Origin of the sequence: Methanocorpusculum bavaricum DSM 4179 (assembly GCF_000430905.1) — an archaeon.
In the GTDB taxonomy this organism is placed as follows: Archaea; Halobacteriota; Methanomicrobia; order Methanomicrobiales; family Methanocorpusculaceae; genus Methanocorpusculum; species Methanocorpusculum parvum.
Window position 1 is genome coordinate 21,358 of sequence record NZ_KE387272.1, and the last position, 15,197, is coordinate 36,554.

Below are 15,197 nucleotides of genomic sequence, written 5' to 3' on the forward strand. Positions count from 1 at the left end.
CTCATGTAAGATCATGAAATTCAACCAAGATGTATTTTATCTTACACAAACAATTACCTGTTATGACCGATATACAGTCACCTTCCGATAAAGTTCTCTGTTCTATTTCTGCATTGATTTTACTATACGAAAAGAAGAAAAAACTTCTGGAATCAAATATGGATGAAATATTTAGAGGGAATGGGGGGTTTGCTTCGTTAAATGAAGTGGAGAGACATCGCCACTCTTCCAAAGAATTGTATGATATTAAATCAGAAATCGAGGAACTACTGGATGATGCAGATTCACTGAAATGGCTTGAACAATTCAAAGGTGTTGAAGATGGCGACACAGAAGATTCACGTAAAATCAAGACAGAAAAGTATGATTCACTGTTGCATGAAAAATACGTAAAAGCAGACGCCATTCAGTTAAAAATTGAGAATTTGGCATGTGAGCTTGAAGATTTACAACGTCAAAAGCAGAATCTTGATAATTATGGCCGTGCGTTGTTTTTGAGGTGGGAAGAAGTCAGCGGCATATTAGACCTTGAAGATGATCCTGATTATAATCCGCTTAATAATGTGGAGGCTGAGACAATCGGGAAGCTTGATGATTTGAAATCCAGATTACATAAGGTGGATGTTACTATAGAATAGGAGTTAGTTTGATCTTAACTGAAAAAACTGACGTACTTATGGGACGTACTTCGATTCGCAGTTGGTTTTTCTCTTGCGTCTGCACTGATGCCACACTCTTCGCGAATTGGATCGAGATCATATCCACACGGCATCTTTAAAGCGTTCGCCGCGGGCCTTTGCAGCTGGAGAGAGATTCAGAGCAGGGTTGTTGAAAAACCCGAATCCATCTGAAAACTGTAGTTGCGCTTCTTCAATGGCCTCTTTGACGTTTGGAGATGAAACAAGGATCGAGTATTCCGTATTTGCCAGTTGGATATAGCCGTTTTCTGCAATATTCAATGTTAACGGCAAGGGTTTTTTCAGCTTTTTCATCTCTTCGCCAATGAATACTGAATGGAGAAATATAACGCCATACTCTTCTCCTCTGTCTCCATTTCTCGCCTGCATGATCGTATCTGATAATGCGGAGGGGAAGATAATAGGTTTTGCTGTCATGGAATCGTCGATACGATTGGTTTTTTGGTTCGAGGAGGAATGCGGCGGGTGCTATAGATATGCAGAGAGAATTGGAACGGATCACCCTTGTACCCTGAAAGTGACTGTTGGCAAATATACTTCTCCCACATCTCTTTCCTTTTTTCTGATTATGGGGTGCGGGAGGTGACTGCGGGCTGCCCCGGAGGGGCGACCAAAGCTTGAGCAAATCAACGATTTGCTCGCAAGTCTATCGACTTGGTCGCAAACTTTCAGTTTGCTCTGCTGAGGCCGCCCTTCGGGCAGCCCGCCTCAGCTAAGGTCGTCCACTTCGTGTCCAACCCGCTTCCGCTGAGGCCGCCCGCCTCAGGCACACATAAAAATGTCAGCATCAAAAAATCAATCATTGGTTTAATTCAAGTGCTGTACGCAGGGCAGATATCTGCTTATAAAGAGGCGGAATAATCGTTTACTGCAAGATCCCAGACGTATTTGAGATTGACATTCGCATATGCATGGATCAGACGGTCTCTCATTCCGGCCATTTTTCTCCAGGGGATATCAGGATATTCGGTGCGGATCTCTTCCGGGATATGTTTTGCCGCTTCACCGATGATTTCAATGAAACGGATGATGCCTCCGCTGTAGAGCGGGTCGGTTAAGAACTCCTGATAATCCATGCGGCCGACAGCAACCATGATGTTTTCAGATTGTTCGCAGATGTCATCTAAATATGTGAGGATATCAGGCGTTTTCATACAGCAGCTTGTCCTGGACTGCAGAAGATGACATCTTTTTGTATGCTGGATCGGATCCGCGGTTTGAGATATTCAAAGGAGACGAGGTCGACTTTGCGTTCCAGTATCGATTCAAGATATTCAGCGAGAGCAAGATAATTGTCGAATGTGTCAAATTCCGGTTTGCATGTATACAGGAGGTCGATGTCACTGTAAGGTGTGTCTTCTCCGCGTGCGACTGAGCCGAAGAGAGCGAGGAACTCAATGCCGTAGACTGTCTGGAGAGTTGAAAGAGAGGAGGCAAGTTGTGTAAGGACGCGGTTTTTGATACTTACATATTCGGACATTGACTGATGTCTGAGTATTTGTCTTTCGTATGTAATGAGGTTTTGCCTGGGATTGCGGGGTGAGCCGATAGGCTCGCCCTTAGCTGAGCAAGTCTGAGCGGAGCGAGGACTTGCGAGCAAATCTCTGATTTGCGACTGCGGGTTGGTTTTTCTTCATGTGTCCACACCCGGCCTTACCCTTCCGAATTGGAGTGAGCATTTCTGCAGGAAATACGTCTGAAAAAATAGAAAATTCGCCGGGAGAGGTGTGTTCACCTCTGCCCAGCGGTAAAGCTCACAACCCCGTTTTTTTATTTCCCGGATTCGAGAAACCCTTCGACGAGTTTCCCAAAAAGCATGATGAGAAACCCGAGGAAGATCATGATGAGCTTCCGGAGGCGGCTGGAGATTCTCATCTCCTGCCTCCCTCAGTTCAGGGCCGGCTTGGTGTCTGCCCAGGCATCGACCGCGGCGACGGTTGCGTCATCGGCATAGCCGGAAACGGTCATCGAATCGCGGTTGAGACTGATCTGGAAGGTGTCGGTCCCAAGCTTCGCGGAAATGCGGACGTTCCACGTTGCTTCGGTACCGATTTCGGTCGTCTCGGCCGTGCCGCCGTTCCCGAATGCTGCTTTAAGATCCGCACTGCCGGTGAGGGCGGTGATTGCGGCCGAATACTCAGCTCTGCTGAATGCCGTGACCTGAACCTTACCGTTCATCTCGGAGGTGTTCGGGTCGAAGTAGCCGACATAGGTCTTGTAGGTCTGCTTCCCGAGCTCGACTTCGGCAAGGCCGAGGGGATTTTCCACGCCGGTAATTTCTGCGATGATCGCATCATACGCGGCGGCGTTCGTAAACTCTGCGGTGAAGATCCGCTTTGCGGACTTCGAGATTGCTGTCTGAATGAAATCAGCTGTCATGTTTTTTTCTTTCCCGAGATCAGTTGGGGCCCCGTCCAACCTCTGATTATACTCTTGGAGAGGGTGGGGGATAGCGGTAAAGTTTTTGCGGATTTTTACCAAAAAAGATGGGTTTATATGGGGGTATGCGGAGGGGGGAACGGGAAGAATGCAGATCCAATTACTAAATTTACACAACTTAGTAATTCATTAGTAGTTGGCCCACTATCCCCTCTTCCTCAGTCAGTGAATACGAGTAAAATGGATCCAATTACTAAATTTACACAACTTAGTAATTCATTAGTAATTCAAAAAAAATTAGTCGATTTTTTGTAACCACTCAGGCCGCACTGAATAAAGAAAAGCCCTTCCTTTCTTCTTTACACTCAGATACTTCGAATCCGCCAGATGCATCAGATCCGTCCTTGCCGTCTGATACGTCACCGAAAACCGGTCCGCGATCTCCTTAATGCCAAATTCTTCTGTCTTATACTCAATCATATAGGTAAGGACGGCTGCCTGCCGCCTGCTCACATCCGGCAGCACAGAAATTGCCTTCTCTGCATTACTCTTTCTGCTGCTCTCACGCTTCAGGTGACTGATCAGCGCCTCCCGTGCCTTTCTGATACACCGGATATTATACAAAATGAAATACGTCAGATCAAGATCATCCTCCTCCGTCGCGAGATACGCATCCCGGTATTTTGCCGGTGCCTGCTGAATGATTTTCGAAATCGGAATATATGCAAACACCTCATACTTCCTTGACAACACATACCAGTAAAAGAGTGTTCGGGCTGTCCTCCCGTTACCGTCATAAAACGGATGGATGTAGCCGATCAGAAAATGCAGTGCAATACCCACGATAATCGGATGAACAAATGAATCCCCGTCATTTGGATAATGCCTGTCATGATTCACAAAATCGCACAATGCGGCAATCATCGGCTCGATCTCCTCGGCATTCGGGGGGTAATGAATCACTTTGCCGGTCATCTTATCGATTACGGAAACATCATTTGTACTCCTGAAAACCCCCGACTGCGTCTCATCCTTCAACGTATCCTTCGTCACGATACCCTGCACTTCCCGGATAAACTCCGGGGTCAGCATATCATCCGTCTTGCCCCGGATAAACTGCATCGCCAGATGATTGTTCACGATCATCTGCTCATCCTTATTCTTTGGAGGAATATTTTTTCGGAGCATATTCTTTGCTGCAAGCTCTGTAGTAACAGCCCCCTCAAGCTTACTCGAAGCGATCGCTTCATCGGACAAAGCCTCAATAATATATTCCGTTGCAGACTCCAGAGACTTACTGCCCTGTGAAAAAACTTTTGAGAGATTCTGGTCACACACATGCAGTTCCCGCGAGATCTCCGGCGTAAGAACATAGGTGATATCCAGCGGTTTATACGGCAGATGGTTACAGGATAATGCCCGTGTCAATTTGAGAATCGCCCAGTTATCCTCCCACTGATCTCTCGGCACCCGGTACTTTAACTCATCTTTGGTATAATATTCGCCCAAATTCCCGAGTGACAGTGCACCTTTCAGACCGGTGAGCTGTTTACTTAATTCTTTAATGTGGATATCGCGACCCAAAGTATTTTCATCAGCCATATACTAATCTCCAAACTACTAATATTATGAAATTAGTAGTTTACTGTTTTATACTTATCCCCAGTCATGCCAACTCCGATTCCATTAAAAGCACACCCTGCCTGAAGCAGGCAAAACCGCATTACCATCCACCGACAAAGTATCATATACCTGTATCATGTCCGAATACACAAGCATCAAAAAGGAGGTACTCACGAAATTAGAGGCAAACCTTCCGGAGATACGCGAGCGTTTCGGGATTGAAACAATAGGAATATTCGGCTCGGTGAGTCGGGAAGAGGATACGGCTGAGTCTGATGTGGATGTATTGTATGCGTTCAAAACAGGCGGGGTGCCTCTTCGGGAATTTTTTGCCTTCAAACAGTATCTGGAAGATCTGTTTGGACGAACGGTCGATTTAGTTCCCGTACGATGGCTGGCACCCTCACTCCGCCCGTACATAGAACGTGATATGATACTGTTCGAAGCAAATAAGGCAGAGGCATGAAAGCTGAGTCTATCTATCTGGACCACATGCTTCAGCGGTGTGAAAAATAAGAAGCCCTAGAGCTCCAGCTTTCGCCGAAGCTCCTCGGACATAATGATCACCGGCTTTCGGAGCCTATGCCGCTTTTCCGCGGTATGCACCGCCGATACGGAACACCCCGTCTCCTCCGCGATCTCCTCGCATGTCATCCCTTTCCGGAGCATGCAAAGAAACGTCTCCTTATCCCGCAGTTCGGCATATTCGTACCACATCATTCCGCGATCCGCACCACCCGTGTCAGGCTCTCATGCGGATCCTTCTTCACATACCTCGCCGCCTCCACGGCCGGGAGCGCCTTTCTCAGATCCAGCAGATTCACCTGTTCGACCTTCGCCACCCGTTCGCGGCCGGCCGCTTCGACCGCGAGATCATACAGCGCCTTTTGGCCGATGAACCGTTTCGCATCCGATGATTTGATGAACACGAGACTGTCATACACATCCGGCAGCTCGTCCATCAGGAGATCTTTATCCACGACATCGTCCGTCGGGATCTCGAGCACGAACTCGTCCGATGCAAGATCTTCTGCTCTGATGATTTCGATCAGCTCCTTATGGCGGGCTTCGAAGACCTTCGTCAGCTCCTTCATACAGTAGAGGAACTCCTGATACCGGAATGCCGCCGCGAACTCGTCCGCGGGAAGAGGCCGGTGCCCGAGAAGAAGGATCTCGAGAGAGGCGGGTGTGAGATCTTCCGTTGCGGATCCTGCAGGGCATACTGCAGCGCACGCTGCCGTTGTGCCGCCCGTGTTCTCCGTTGTTTCTTCCGTCATGTGCTCCCTCCGGTCTTGATGTTGCCTTCGCATCTGCCGATCCAGACGGCAATTTTCGCGATCCGTTGTTTCGTCACCCTGAACCGGTGACCATGGACGCGTGTCCTGATGGAGCCGCCGTTCGGTCCTGGTTCGAAGGTGAGCGGTTTTTGCGTGGTCATGCTGATGACCTCGCCTGTGACGATGTTGTAGATCCAGCAGCCGGTGATGAGTTTGTGCCAGGCGGCAAAGTCGCCGGGTGCGTCGCCGATAAATTCGCTCATTCTTCATCTCCTGCAAGTGCTGCGGCAAACTGTCTGCTGCGGTATTCGAGGAGCTCTGCTCTGTGGAGGTTTTTGAAGATCCTGAACCAGGTGCGGATGTCGGTGTCCTCGGGAACCATGCCGCAGCGTTCGTAGATGAGGTGTTTGATGTCTTCGCCGAATGCGTTTTCCGCGGTGGCGATGCCTTTCATGGCGATGACGGGGAGAGCGGTCTCGCGGACGATCTCCATGAAGGTCTGCTGCATGCAGCTGAGGTTTTCGCTGTAATGATGGAGTCTCGTGAGCTGGCCGGCGGTGATGCCGTCAGGAGCCGGTTCACCGGCTGCGAGTTCTCCGTAGATGAGGAGGTGGGCGCAGGCGGTGAAGAGGTCGGTGCGGCTGATGAAGCCGAGGTTTTCTGCGATGCTGTCGAGGGTCTTGAACTCCTCGTTTGATATGTTGACGTAGGTGTTTTGTCTCATTGTTGTGAGTTTTTGGGGTCAGTCATCAATCATCAATCATCAATCATCAGTCATCAATCATCCATCAGTGCGTTTGGATGATTGTGACGCTGACCCCCGTTTTTTGTTTTCGATTTTTTCGAGACCTTACAGTAACTATATATACTTTTAGAAAGAAAGAAATAACACAAGAGTATTTCGGCAGTTCATCTCTCTAGGGGGGAGTGCGGCTCGAAGTTTTTTCCGTGCTTTCTTTTTTTTCTGTTTGTGTGTGATTGATGATGGATGATTGATGATTGATGATTGATGGAATCATCCGGCTGGTTACTGCGGCTGGTCTTTTTTGGATGGACCGGGTATGTTGATTATCCGAAAGGTCCAAGAGAATAGTGTCTGTTCTTTTCTTTCCCTCTAAAGTCAGAATCGGGCAGACACGTTTTTTTGTTTTTGCTTGTTGTTTGTATCACTTCCTGAGGGTTTTTCCTCATACTATTGTTGGATGTTTTTGGAGATGATGATGCGTTTTTTGGTTGCCTGATAGGCGCGAAGAGGCGCGGATAGGTGCGGAGCGGCGCGGATAGGTGCGGATGCGGGCTGACACGGAGGGGCGAGGTCAGCGGAGCAAACTGAAAGTTTGCGACCAAGTCGATAGACTTGCGATCGGGCGGATTGACGGCGCAGCTGGCAATCTTAGCGGATGCGGGCTGACACGGAGGGGCGGCCCAAATTCGGGAAGGAGTTTATTGGGTGTGGCTGTATAAAGGAAAAGAACCGCGAATAAGCCCAACTTGGCAAAGCCAGCTTGGAATTTCCAGGTAGTTCATCAGGAGTGGAGGATAATATTCGGGAAGGAGTATGTTGGGTGTGGAATCATGAGAAAAAACCAACCGCGAACCGCAAATCAGAGATTTGCTCTCCGCTTCGGGCTTACAGCCCTCGCTTGTTTGCAAACTTTCGGTTTGCTCTCCGCTTCGGGTCTTCGACCCTCGCTTGAATCCGATTCGGGAAGGAGGTTGTTGGGTGTAGACACAAGAGAAAAAACCAACCGCGAATCGGCGCGAATCTCGCAAGCCTTCGGCTTGCTCTCAGAATCGGATTTGCTATTCCTCACTCTCGCTCGTCGTATCTAGTCGCAAGGCATAGCCTTGCTCCGCTAAGGTTGGCCGCTTTCAGCGTCCAACCCGCTCGATACGACGGCTCGTCCCTTCATCGGGACCGTTCGGGCAAATCCTGTCGGCGCCCCAGCGCCTCCCGCGAGGGAGAAATTCTTTCAGCAGATCTTAATCTGAAAAATATCCCTTTTACTGACAATCACGACATAAGATCAAGAGGCAAATCAATAATAGGAGCCGCTGGGGCGGCGACAGGATTTGCCCGAACGGTCCCGATGAAGGGACGAGCCGTCATGTCTGGAAGACATGACGAGCGAGAGTGAGGATAAGCAAATCCGATTTTCTCGCCCGTAGGGCGGATTCAAGCGAGGGCTGTAAGCCCGAAGCGGAGAGCAAATCTTTGATTTGCGGTTCGCGCCGATTCGCGGTTGGTCTTTTCTCATGCTTCCACACCCGCCATTACTCCCTTCTACGATCCATGCATGGCGCTCCAGAACTCATCCGCACCCCCACCCTTCCTCCGACAACTCATTGCCGACGCAAGCGCCAAAGCCGCGTCTTCTTTTCCGGATGGAGATGGTATTCGTCGCTCCATTCTGTTTCTTCGTCTTCGTGTTTTTCCACGGTTCAGCAGCCCGATCAGAAAGAAGCATCAGAGCAGAGCGGAAGCAGATTCCTACAACCGTGAAATATAACTCTCATGGAAGCGCAGATATCTAGAGTATTATAATAGGATACTAGCTATATGGTGATAGTGTGACCGACGACGATTCGACAACTTCTCATTTTTCTATACCCAGTCAGGAACCGCTCTCGGAAAAGCCGTCCGTAATGGTCGCGATGCCTGCCTATAACGAGCAGGAGCGTGTGGGCGCCACTGTTGCTGCCGTGAAGCCATTTGCCGACGTGGTCGTCGTTGTGGATGACGGATCGAAGGACAATACCATCCCTGCTGCTGAAGAGGCTGGCGCGGTCGTTATCCGTCACCGTATCAATCAGGGATACGGCGGAGCTCTGCGCACGATCTTTCTGACCGCGCAGAAGTATAAGCCTGATATTCTGATCATCATCGACTCCGACGGTCAGCACGACCCGAAGGATGTTCCCCGGTTCGTTGAAAAGATCATGGAGGGGTATGATGTTGTCATCGGGTCACGGTTTCTGGAGACTTCAAGCAAGGATATGATTCCCGGCTACCGGAAGCTCGGGATGAAGGTTCTTGACCGCGCAACCCTGATGGCTGCCGGGAATATCCGCGTGAGCGATTCGCAGTGCGGCTACCGGGCATATGCGAAGAGTGCGTATATGGTGATCCATCCGTCGGGAAAAGGTATGTCTGCCGGTTCTGAGATCCTTGTGCAGATGAGCGATCATCAGTTGAAAGTCGGCGAGATCCCGATCAAAGTGCGGTATGATATCGACGGGACAAGTTCGCAGAATCCGTTCAGGCACGGGATCACGGTCCTGATGAATGTGTTACGATTTGTAACGATCAGGCGGCCGGTGACGGCGTTCGGGATCCCCGGGCTGATCATTCTGATCATCGGGGTCTTTCTCGCCTATCAGGCGCTTTTGATCTCGGTGGAGACCGGCGCCTGGTCCCCGACGATCACGCTCGTCTCGATGATGATGCTGATGATGGGGATGCTGATCTGTTCTGTTGCGGTGATTTTGTACGCGGTGGCGCAGATGATCGGGATGATGAGAGTGGAATAATATCTGGTATACGGTATAATAACTTATGAAAATTCTGCGTGTTGCAAGTGATTTATATCCATATGTTGTTGGGGGTGTCACCCTTCACGTTCATGACCTCTCAAAAGATCAAAGTGAAAGTGGACACGAGGTCACGATCTATACCTGTTTTTCAGATGTAACTGGTGATATAGAACCTCCTGCAAATTATACTATACAAAATTTCGGCAGAGATTTTGTCATTGCTGGAAACACAATTTCACCAAAGATGTTTCTGGATATTTTGAAAAACTGCAATACTTATGATATAGTTCATGCGCATTCCCATTTATATTTTTCAACACTTTTATGTGCACTTATCAGAAGGTTTCGGAACTTTAACTTGGTGATAACCAATCATGGATTGATTTCTCAGACGGTTCCCGACTGGTTTCAGAAGATGTACAATGCCACTGCCGGACGGTTCATTTTTTCCAGTGCAGATCTGGTTATTACCTATACAAAAGAAGAGGGAGATCTGATTGCCAGTTGGGAAGGGCGTTCTGATAATATCAGGATCATTCATAACGGGATTAAAGTTGAGAGATTTTTAACTCCATTACACGTCTCCAAGAAAAAGCAAATTTTGTGGGTTGGACGGTATGTCCCGGGAAAAGGAGCGAAATATCTTCTGGAGGGGTTTGCTGTGTTTTCCCATAATCACCCGGAATATTCTGTATTGATGATTGGACGAGGGCCGGAAAAGGAACATATGCGGCAGTTAGCAGAACAGCTTGGAATTGCTGACAAAGTAACTATGGTTGATTTCTTCCCAAATACTGAATTGCAGAAAATTTATGAAGAATCAACGGTGTTTGTTTCAGCATCACTAGCAGAGGGCGTTCCCAAAACGATGCTGGAAGCAATGGTTTGCGGATTGCCTGTGATCTCAACCAACTTACCTCAACTTGTGGATATTGTTGACGGATGCGGATTCATTGTTCCCTGTATGGATTCTCAGGCTATTGCTGATGCAATGGAGAAGATGATTTCACATCCGGATCTTATGAAACAGTATGGAGAAAACGCCAGACATAAGGTGTTGACTTCTTACGACTGGAAGGACACAGTACAAAAAACAAATGAGGTGTTTGAAAACCTCATAAAATCCTGATTTTAGAATTATTTTTTTATTGAGAATTATTTTATCAAAAAATAGATTGTGCGGTCTCAATCCCTGAAGTAGAGATCACGTGTATACACTTTCTCCATCGCATCTTCCAGTTCCGGATCAAATCTGTTTGCCACAATCACCGCAGCATCCTTTTTGAACTGATCGAGTGAGTGCACCACACGCCAGGTTTGCATCCTTTGTATAAGTCAGTTGCGGGAAGAGTGTTTCCATATTTTTCGATGCCATTGGATTAAATTTTACTCATTGTATTTTGCAAGAATATATGCTGATGATGTTTGAAAGTCATCATCCGATAATGTAGTAAATTTACCTCTGAGTTTTTTTCTAGAAATACTTGAGCTGCCAAATCCTTCATTATTTTGAATACATTTTATTATTTTGAATCCATTTTTTGAAAATAATTTAAAATGCGTTGAAAGTGGCTCACGATTAATGAAATATGGCCTGTTACCTCGGATTATCTGCCATAGTGAGTCACTATATGACCAATGCCCATTCCAATATTTGGAACATCCATGAGATTTGAAATCTATGTCATGTGACATATAGGTTTCCTTCACTGATATTGATGCCATTACAGAGTATGCATTTTCTAAATTATCTATATGTTCAAGTACTGCTTGTGAGAAAATCAATTCTGGATTAATTTCGGGGAGTATCGTATTTTCCCATGGCGCGAGATATAAAATCATATTATTAATAGTTGTCTTGTGATCGTTAGATAGATTATTGAGGGATTCTTTAATTACATCTAGCCTTTCATCAGAAAGATTCTTATCAATTACTTCTGGTGAAATAATGTGATCTGGAAATTTATAAGATTCTAACTTTGGTCTGATTTTAGGATATTCTCTGTCATCTGGAACATCTGTATGATTTTTGAAAAGAGTTATCATCTGGTCATATATATTCATTACATTTTCCATACCAGAATATTTCATGAAATCAAGGGCATAATATTGATCACACCCACTCAACAATGCAGCGATACCAGTGCCTATACTGTCCCCAGGACCAAACTCTACCACTGTACTTGGTATCTTTCCTGATTCATTATAATAGTTTATCAGGTGGCGCATCCATACTGAATAACAATATCTGGCATCACAACTCCCACCAGTTGACATCTCGTCAGATTTTATCAGTTTAGTATAATATTTACCAAAAAAACAATTGATTACCACATCTCCATAAGGGAGGCGAAATAACACGTCTTTGGTTTTTTTCATTATGCGTATTTTTATCATCGGATATTATATCTATCGCATCAGAGATAATCTTAATCCAAACTATAATGGGTATATAATTAGAAAATGTATGACGTAATGTCATTAAATACAATACTCATTACAGGTGCGGCTGGTTTTATCGGATTTCATCTGTCAAAACGTCTCCTTGAGTCCGGCGTGCAGGTGGTCGGTTATGACAATATCAATTCCTATTATGATCCTTCGCTGAAGTATGCAAGACTGGATATTCTGAAGGAATTTCAAAATTTTACGTTCATCAAAGGCGATCTGGCAAATAAGGAGGATGTTGAGTCGGTATTTACTGACTATAAGCCTGCGATCGTTGTCAATCTCGCAGCACAGGCAGGTGTCAGGTATTCAATCGATAATCCTCAGGTGTATGTCGACAGCAATATCATTGGATTTTTCAATATACTGGAAGCATGCAGACATCATCCAGTCGAGCATCTGGTATATGCATCCAGTTCTTCTGTGTACGGAAATCAGGAGAAGACACCATTTTCAACTTCGGATGATGTGAGTAGACCGATCAGTCTGTATGCCGCAACAAAGAAGAGCAATGAGCTGATGGCATATACATATAGTCATCTATACGGGATTCCAACAACAGGTCTGCGTTTTTTCACCGTGTATGGGCCATATGGGCGTCCGGATATGGCATATTTCAGTTTTACGAAGAAGATTATTGCCGGAGAGCCAATTCAGATCTTCAACAATGGAGATATGTACCGGGACTTTACGTACGTGGATGATATCGTTGAAGGGATAATGAATCTGCTTGAAAAGCCGCCTGCACCGGATGCTTCAGGTGACCGGTATAAGGTTTACAACATCGGCAATAACAAGCCGGAAAAGCTGATGTACTTTATCGAGGTCCTGGAGAGATGCATCGGTAAAGAGGCGAAGAAGGAGTTTTTACCGATGCAGCCGGGCGATGTGTATCAGACCTATGCGGAAGTGGATGATCTGATGCGGGATTTTGGATTCAAGCCGAAGACGAGTATTGAGGAGGGACTGGGGAAGTTTGTGGAGTGGTATAGGGGGAGTTATTAAGCCAAATTATTATAAGAAAAAATGTATATAGATTGTAGTTAGTGTTAACCAGTAATTATACGTGGACGATTTGTAATGATAGATTTATTTATCCTTTCTGGAACATATATTGGTGGGGGTGCAGAAAAAGTTGCAGAAACACTTGGAAATAATCTTCCAGAAACAATATCCAGGCAGTTAATAGCTTTGCATAAAGTCGATGATTGTTATGATTTGAAGTATGATGTCATTACGTTATCTAACACGACGTCAAAGTCAAATATAATCAGATGTTTAAAATTACCTGTACTCACCCTAAAATATATTTTGTTAATAAAAAAGTATCATCCAAAAGTCTCTCTTAGTATGTTATTAGAAGATAATCTGATCAATATATTCTCATCAATAGTTACAAAAAGTATCCCCATAATTTCTATCCATTGGATGCCAAATCGTAAGTTTTCAATGAGAAATAAAATATTACAAAAATTAATGTTATCACTTGTTAGATTATTCAATATTAAAGTAATTGCCGTTTCACATGGTGTAAAAAATGAGTTGATATTAGGTTATGGATTATATGCCGAAAATATCACAATGATATATAACCCTGTCAATATAGAAAATATTAAGGTATTAGGAGAGATGCCAGTAAATGAAGATATGTTTGAGGCAAATGTTTTAACAATAATCACTGTTGGCAGATTAACTGATGTTAAAGGACAATGGCACCTTGTCCGAGTATTTTCAGAACTTCATAAAATTATGTCCTGCCGTCTTATTATCTGCGGGGATGGTCCTTTGCGAAATTATCTAAGGAAACTTGTGAATCAATTAGAGATCGATAATGACGTATATTTTCTTGGATGGTGTAGCAATCCATACAAATATATGGCAAAATCTGATGTGTTTATATTAACATCTAGTTCAGAATCATTTGGTAACGTGTTAGTAGAAGCTATGGCTTGTGGAGTTCCTGTAATCGCATCAAATTGTTCTCCTGCCATGGAAGAGATTCTTGGAACTAATGGGGAATATGGATTACTTACTCAAAAAATGACTGATAAAAAGTATTCTATTAGTGATGGATTAGATAGTGGAGAGATTGATTTAAAAAATAAGATTATGCAACTGATAAATAATAGGGATTTACAGGAAAAACTATCAATAAATGGTAAAGAAAGAGCACAAGACTTCTCAATGGATTTAAGTCTTAAAGAATATACTAGGCTATTATCTTCATATTATGATTAAATGCTAAAGAAATGTTCTCTCTTTCTCTCAGATATTGGGTGAGATATTTATCATTCAAGAATTGAATAAATATTAGTAGTAATTTATTGTTTACTTGGATGTATGTAGTGTGGTCTCAAGAGAAAAGCAGATGAACTCTTAAGTTGTATTTTTGAAATCAAATTCCGACCCTTACGATTCTGTCAAAACTACCAACATAATCTATGATAGCGTAACGAGTTTTCTGTAAAATTGAAGATGTCCTAACCTAATCCCCCGCCAATTTTTACCTAGGCCCCCGCCTCAATCCCAAACGCCTCACAAATCCTCTTCTGATCCGCCGTCAACTCCGAATACAGAACCTTCCTGCTTCTAGGCAGCGTAATCCTCATGAGAATCTTCATCTCCTCAATAATCGACTGCATCGTATAGTTCTTATACAAATCCTTCTCCCTCATCACCCTCTGAATATACGACGCCAGAATCAGACTTAAGAACTGCACAAACATCCTCCCCTCCATCGCCCACTCGCTCCTTACCCGAAGCCTCTTCCCATCCAAATCATTCTTCAGATTATCAAACGACTTTTCGACCCGGTCCTTTGCCCTATACACCATCAGCGCCTCAACCGGATCCTTCAGATCATTGGAAATAATCACCGAATACCCCGCATACTTACCATGAAACGCCAAAATAGCCTCATCGTTTGGCATAACCACCCTTCCAACATGCTGCTTTCTCTCAATCGTAAAGAACCTGTCATAGAACTTCTGATGCTCGGGATTCAGTTTTTCAGACCGCAGCTCCTGATAATATACATCGATCTTCCGGTAAAATTTCGCCTCCTCCTCTGAAACCTTCCGCGGATCATAATACACATGCGTATAACATCGATGCCCATCCCACTCCTTGAGAGAGGTTGCAGCAAACATCTCCTCATCAGCGATAACCTCGCGATGACTATAGGTGTGAATACTGCTTCTCACCTCATCAATGGCATCCGTCGTAAAGGAAAGACTCT

General features: G+C 45.2%; 18 protein-coding genes. 6 read left to right on the forward strand and 12 right to left on the reverse strand.

The annotated features are described in order from the left end of the window. Nucleotides 1-62: 62 nt before the first annotated feature. Nucleotides 63-638, forward strand: a complete 576-nt coding sequence (locus H575_RS08605) for a hypothetical protein (protein WP_155897880.1) — start codon at nt 63-65, stop codon at nt 636-638. Between the two features lie 117 nt (nt 639-755). Here H575_RS08605 and H575_RS08610 read toward each other — a convergent pair whose 3' ends face one another. The 5 genes from H575_RS08610 to H575_RS08630 form a co-directional block, all read right to left on the reverse strand. After that, the gene (locus H575_RS08610) at nt 756-1,115 is read right to left on the reverse strand and encodes a hypothetical protein (RefSeq protein ID WP_042700861.1); all 360 of its coding nucleotides are present in this window, start codon (nt 1,113-1,115) and stop codon (nt 756-758) included. A 425-nt stretch (nt 1,116-1,540) separates the two neighbouring features. Then, nucleotides 1,541-1,852, reverse strand: coding sequence for a HepT-like ribonuclease domain-containing protein (locus H575_RS08615; RefSeq protein ID WP_042700864.1), 312 nt, complete (start codon nt 1,850-1,852; stop codon nt 1,541-1,543). Then, nucleotides 1,849-2,178 carry a nucleotidyltransferase family protein gene (locus H575_RS08620; RefSeq protein WP_052320052.1) on the reverse strand — a complete coding sequence of 110 codons (330 nt, stop codon included), beginning with the start codon at nt 2,176-2,178 and terminating at the stop codon, nt 1,849-1,851. Before H575_RS08620 ends, H575_RS08615 begins: the two co-directional genes overlap by 4 nt. Before the next feature lie 407 nt (nt 2,179-2,585). Next, nucleotides 2,586-3,077 (reverse strand): glycerol permease, encoded by a 492-nt coding sequence (locus tag H575_RS08625; RefSeq protein WP_081406730.1) that lies wholly within the window; start codon nt 3,075-3,077, stop codon nt 2,586-2,588. A 297-nt stretch (nt 3,078-3,374) separates the two neighbouring features. Beyond that, the gene (locus tag H575_RS08630; protein WP_052320053.1) at nt 3,375-4,679 is read right to left on the reverse strand and encodes a Fic family protein; all 1,305 of its coding nucleotides are present in this window, start codon (nt 4,677-4,679) and stop codon (nt 3,375-3,377) included. A gap of 157 nt (nt 4,680-4,836) precedes the next feature. On the opposite strand from H575_RS08630, the gene H575_RS08635 reads away from it, so the two are divergent. After that, nucleotides 4,837-5,166, forward strand: coding sequence for a nucleotidyltransferase family protein (locus tag H575_RS08635; protein ID WP_042700869.1), 330 nt, complete (start codon nt 4,837-4,839; stop codon nt 5,164-5,166). Nucleotides 5,167-5,222: 56 nt separating this feature from the next. Here the strand turns inward: H575_RS08635 and H575_RS08640 are convergent, their stop codons facing one another. Genes H575_RS08640 through H575_RS08655 form a run of 4 tightly spaced genes read right to left on the reverse strand, consistent with a single transcriptional unit; the run spans nt 5,223 to nt 6,701 of the window. Continuing rightward, on the reverse strand, nt 5,223-5,420 hold the full coding sequence (locus H575_RS08640) for a hypothetical protein (protein ID WP_143744998.1): 198 nt from the start codon (nt 5,418-5,420) through the stop codon (nt 5,223-5,225). Next, on the reverse strand, nt 5,417-5,977 hold the full coding sequence (locus H575_RS08645; RefSeq protein WP_042700875.1) for a hypothetical protein: 561 nt from the start codon (nt 5,975-5,977) through the stop codon (nt 5,417-5,419). The genes H575_RS08640 and H575_RS08645 overlap by 4 nt, the downstream gene beginning before the upstream one ends. After that, entirely contained in the window at nt 5,974-6,240 is a 267-nt protein-coding gene (locus H575_RS08650) for a hypothetical protein (protein WP_042700877.1), read from the reverse strand. Before H575_RS08650 ends, H575_RS08645 begins: the two co-directional genes overlap by 4 nt. Then, on the reverse strand, nt 6,237-6,701 hold the full coding sequence (locus tag H575_RS08655; RefSeq protein WP_042700880.1) for a hypothetical protein: 465 nt from the start codon (nt 6,699-6,701) through the stop codon (nt 6,237-6,239). Before H575_RS08655 ends, H575_RS08650 begins: the two co-directional genes overlap by 4 nt. 1,847 nt (nt 6,702-8,548) lie before the next feature. Here H575_RS08655 and H575_RS08660 point away from each other — a divergent pair. Both H575_RS08660 and H575_RS08665 read left to right on the forward strand, forming a co-directional pair. After that, a complete protein-coding gene (locus H575_RS08660) occupies nt 8,549-9,508 on the forward strand; it encodes a glycosyltransferase family 2 protein (RefSeq protein WP_245554519.1) in 960 nt (319 codons plus the stop codon). Nucleotides 9,509-9,533: 25 nt separating this feature from the next. Then, nucleotides 9,534-10,640 carry a glycosyltransferase family 4 protein gene (locus tag H575_RS08665; protein WP_042700886.1) on the forward strand — a complete coding sequence of 369 codons (1,107 nt, stop codon included), beginning with the start codon at nt 9,534-9,536 and terminating at the stop codon, nt 10,638-10,640. A gap of 56 nt (nt 10,641-10,696) precedes the next feature. Here the strand turns inward: H575_RS08665 and H575_RS09635 are convergent, their stop codons facing one another. Continuing rightward, a complete protein-coding gene (locus H575_RS09635) occupies nt 10,697-10,819 on the reverse strand; it encodes a hypothetical protein (RefSeq protein WP_281166578.1) in 123 nt (40 codons plus the stop codon). A gap of 78 nt (nt 10,820-10,897) precedes the next feature. After that, nucleotides 10,898-11,890, reverse strand: a complete 993-nt coding sequence (locus H575_RS08670; protein ID WP_155897881.1) for a hypothetical protein — start codon at nt 11,888-11,890, stop codon at nt 10,898-10,900. A 96-nt stretch (nt 11,891-11,986) separates the two neighbouring features. On the opposite strand from H575_RS08670, the gene H575_RS08675 reads away from it, so the two are divergent. Both H575_RS08675 and H575_RS08680 read left to right on the forward strand, forming a co-directional pair. Then, a complete protein-coding gene (locus tag H575_RS08675) occupies nt 11,987-12,964 on the forward strand; it encodes an NAD-dependent epimerase (protein WP_155897882.1) in 978 nt (325 codons plus the stop codon). A 75-nt stretch (nt 12,965-13,039) separates the two neighbouring features. Then, nucleotides 13,040-14,197 (forward strand): glycosyltransferase, encoded by a 1,158-nt coding sequence (locus H575_RS08680; protein WP_042700895.1) that lies wholly within the window; start codon nt 13,040-13,042, stop codon nt 14,195-14,197. Between the two features lie 269 nt (nt 14,198-14,466). On the opposite strand, the gene H575_RS08685 is transcribed toward H575_RS08680, so the two are convergent. Then, nucleotides 14,467-15,197, reverse strand: a 731-nt coding sequence (locus H575_RS08685) for an IS1634 family transposase (RefSeq protein WP_155897883.1), incomplete at its 5' end; no start/stop codon positions are given.

Excerpts from the sequence above, each read along its gene's own strand:
- H575_RS08655 (WP_042700880.1), bottom strand. The coding sequence starts at position 6,701 with ATGAGACAAAACACCTACGTCAACATATCAAACGAGGAGTTCAAGACC.
- H575_RS08680 (WP_042700895.1), top strand. The coding sequence starts at position 13,040 with ATGATAGATTTATTTATCCTTTCTGGAACATATATTGGTGGGGGTGCA.
- H575_RS08610 (WP_042700861.1), bottom strand. The coding sequence starts at position 1,115 with ATGACAGCAAAACCTATTATCTTCCCCTCCGCATTATCAGATACGATC.
- H575_RS08615 (WP_042700864.1), bottom strand. The coding sequence starts at position 1,852 with ATGAAAACGCCTGATATCCTCACATATTTAGATGACATCTGCGAACAA.
- H575_RS08645 (WP_042700875.1), bottom strand. The coding sequence starts at position 5,977 with ATGACGGAAGAAACAACGGAGAACACGGGCGGCACAACGGCAGCGTGC.
- H575_RS08635 (WP_042700869.1), top strand. The coding sequence starts at position 4,837 with ATGTCCGAATACACAAGCATCAAAAAGGAGGTACTCACGAAATTAGAG.
- H575_RS08650 (WP_042700877.1), bottom strand. The coding sequence starts at position 6,240 with ATGAGCGAATTTATCGGCGACGCACCCGGCGACTTTGCCGCCTGGCAC.
- H575_RS08620 (WP_052320052.1), bottom strand. The coding sequence starts at position 2,178 with ATGTCCGAATATGTAAGTATCAAAAACCGCGTCCTTACACAACTTGCC.
- H575_RS08630 (WP_052320053.1), bottom strand. The coding sequence starts at position 4,679 with ATGGCTGATGAAAATACTTTGGGTCGCGATATCCACATTAAAGAATTA.
- H575_RS08625 (WP_081406730.1), bottom strand. The coding sequence starts at position 3,077 with ATGACAGCTGATTTCATTCAGACAGCAATCTCGAAGTCCGCAAAGCGG.
- H575_RS08640 (WP_143744998.1), bottom strand. The coding sequence starts at position 5,420 with ATGATGTGGTACGAATATGCCGAACTGCGGGATAAGGAGACGTTTCTT.
- H575_RS08605 (WP_155897880.1), top strand. The coding sequence starts at position 63 with ATGACCGATATACAGTCACCTTCCGATAAAGTTCTCTGTTCTATTTCT.
- H575_RS08670 (WP_155897881.1), bottom strand. The coding sequence starts at position 11,890 with ATGAAAAAAACCAAAGACGTGTTATTTCGCCTCCCTTATGGAGATGTG.
- H575_RS08675 (WP_155897882.1), top strand. The coding sequence starts at position 11,987 with ATGTCATTAAATACAATACTCATTACAGGTGCGGCTGGTTTTATCGGA.
- H575_RS08665 (WP_042700886.1), top strand. The coding sequence starts at position 9,534 with ATGAAAATTCTGCGTGTTGCAAGTGATTTATATCCATATGTTGTTGGG.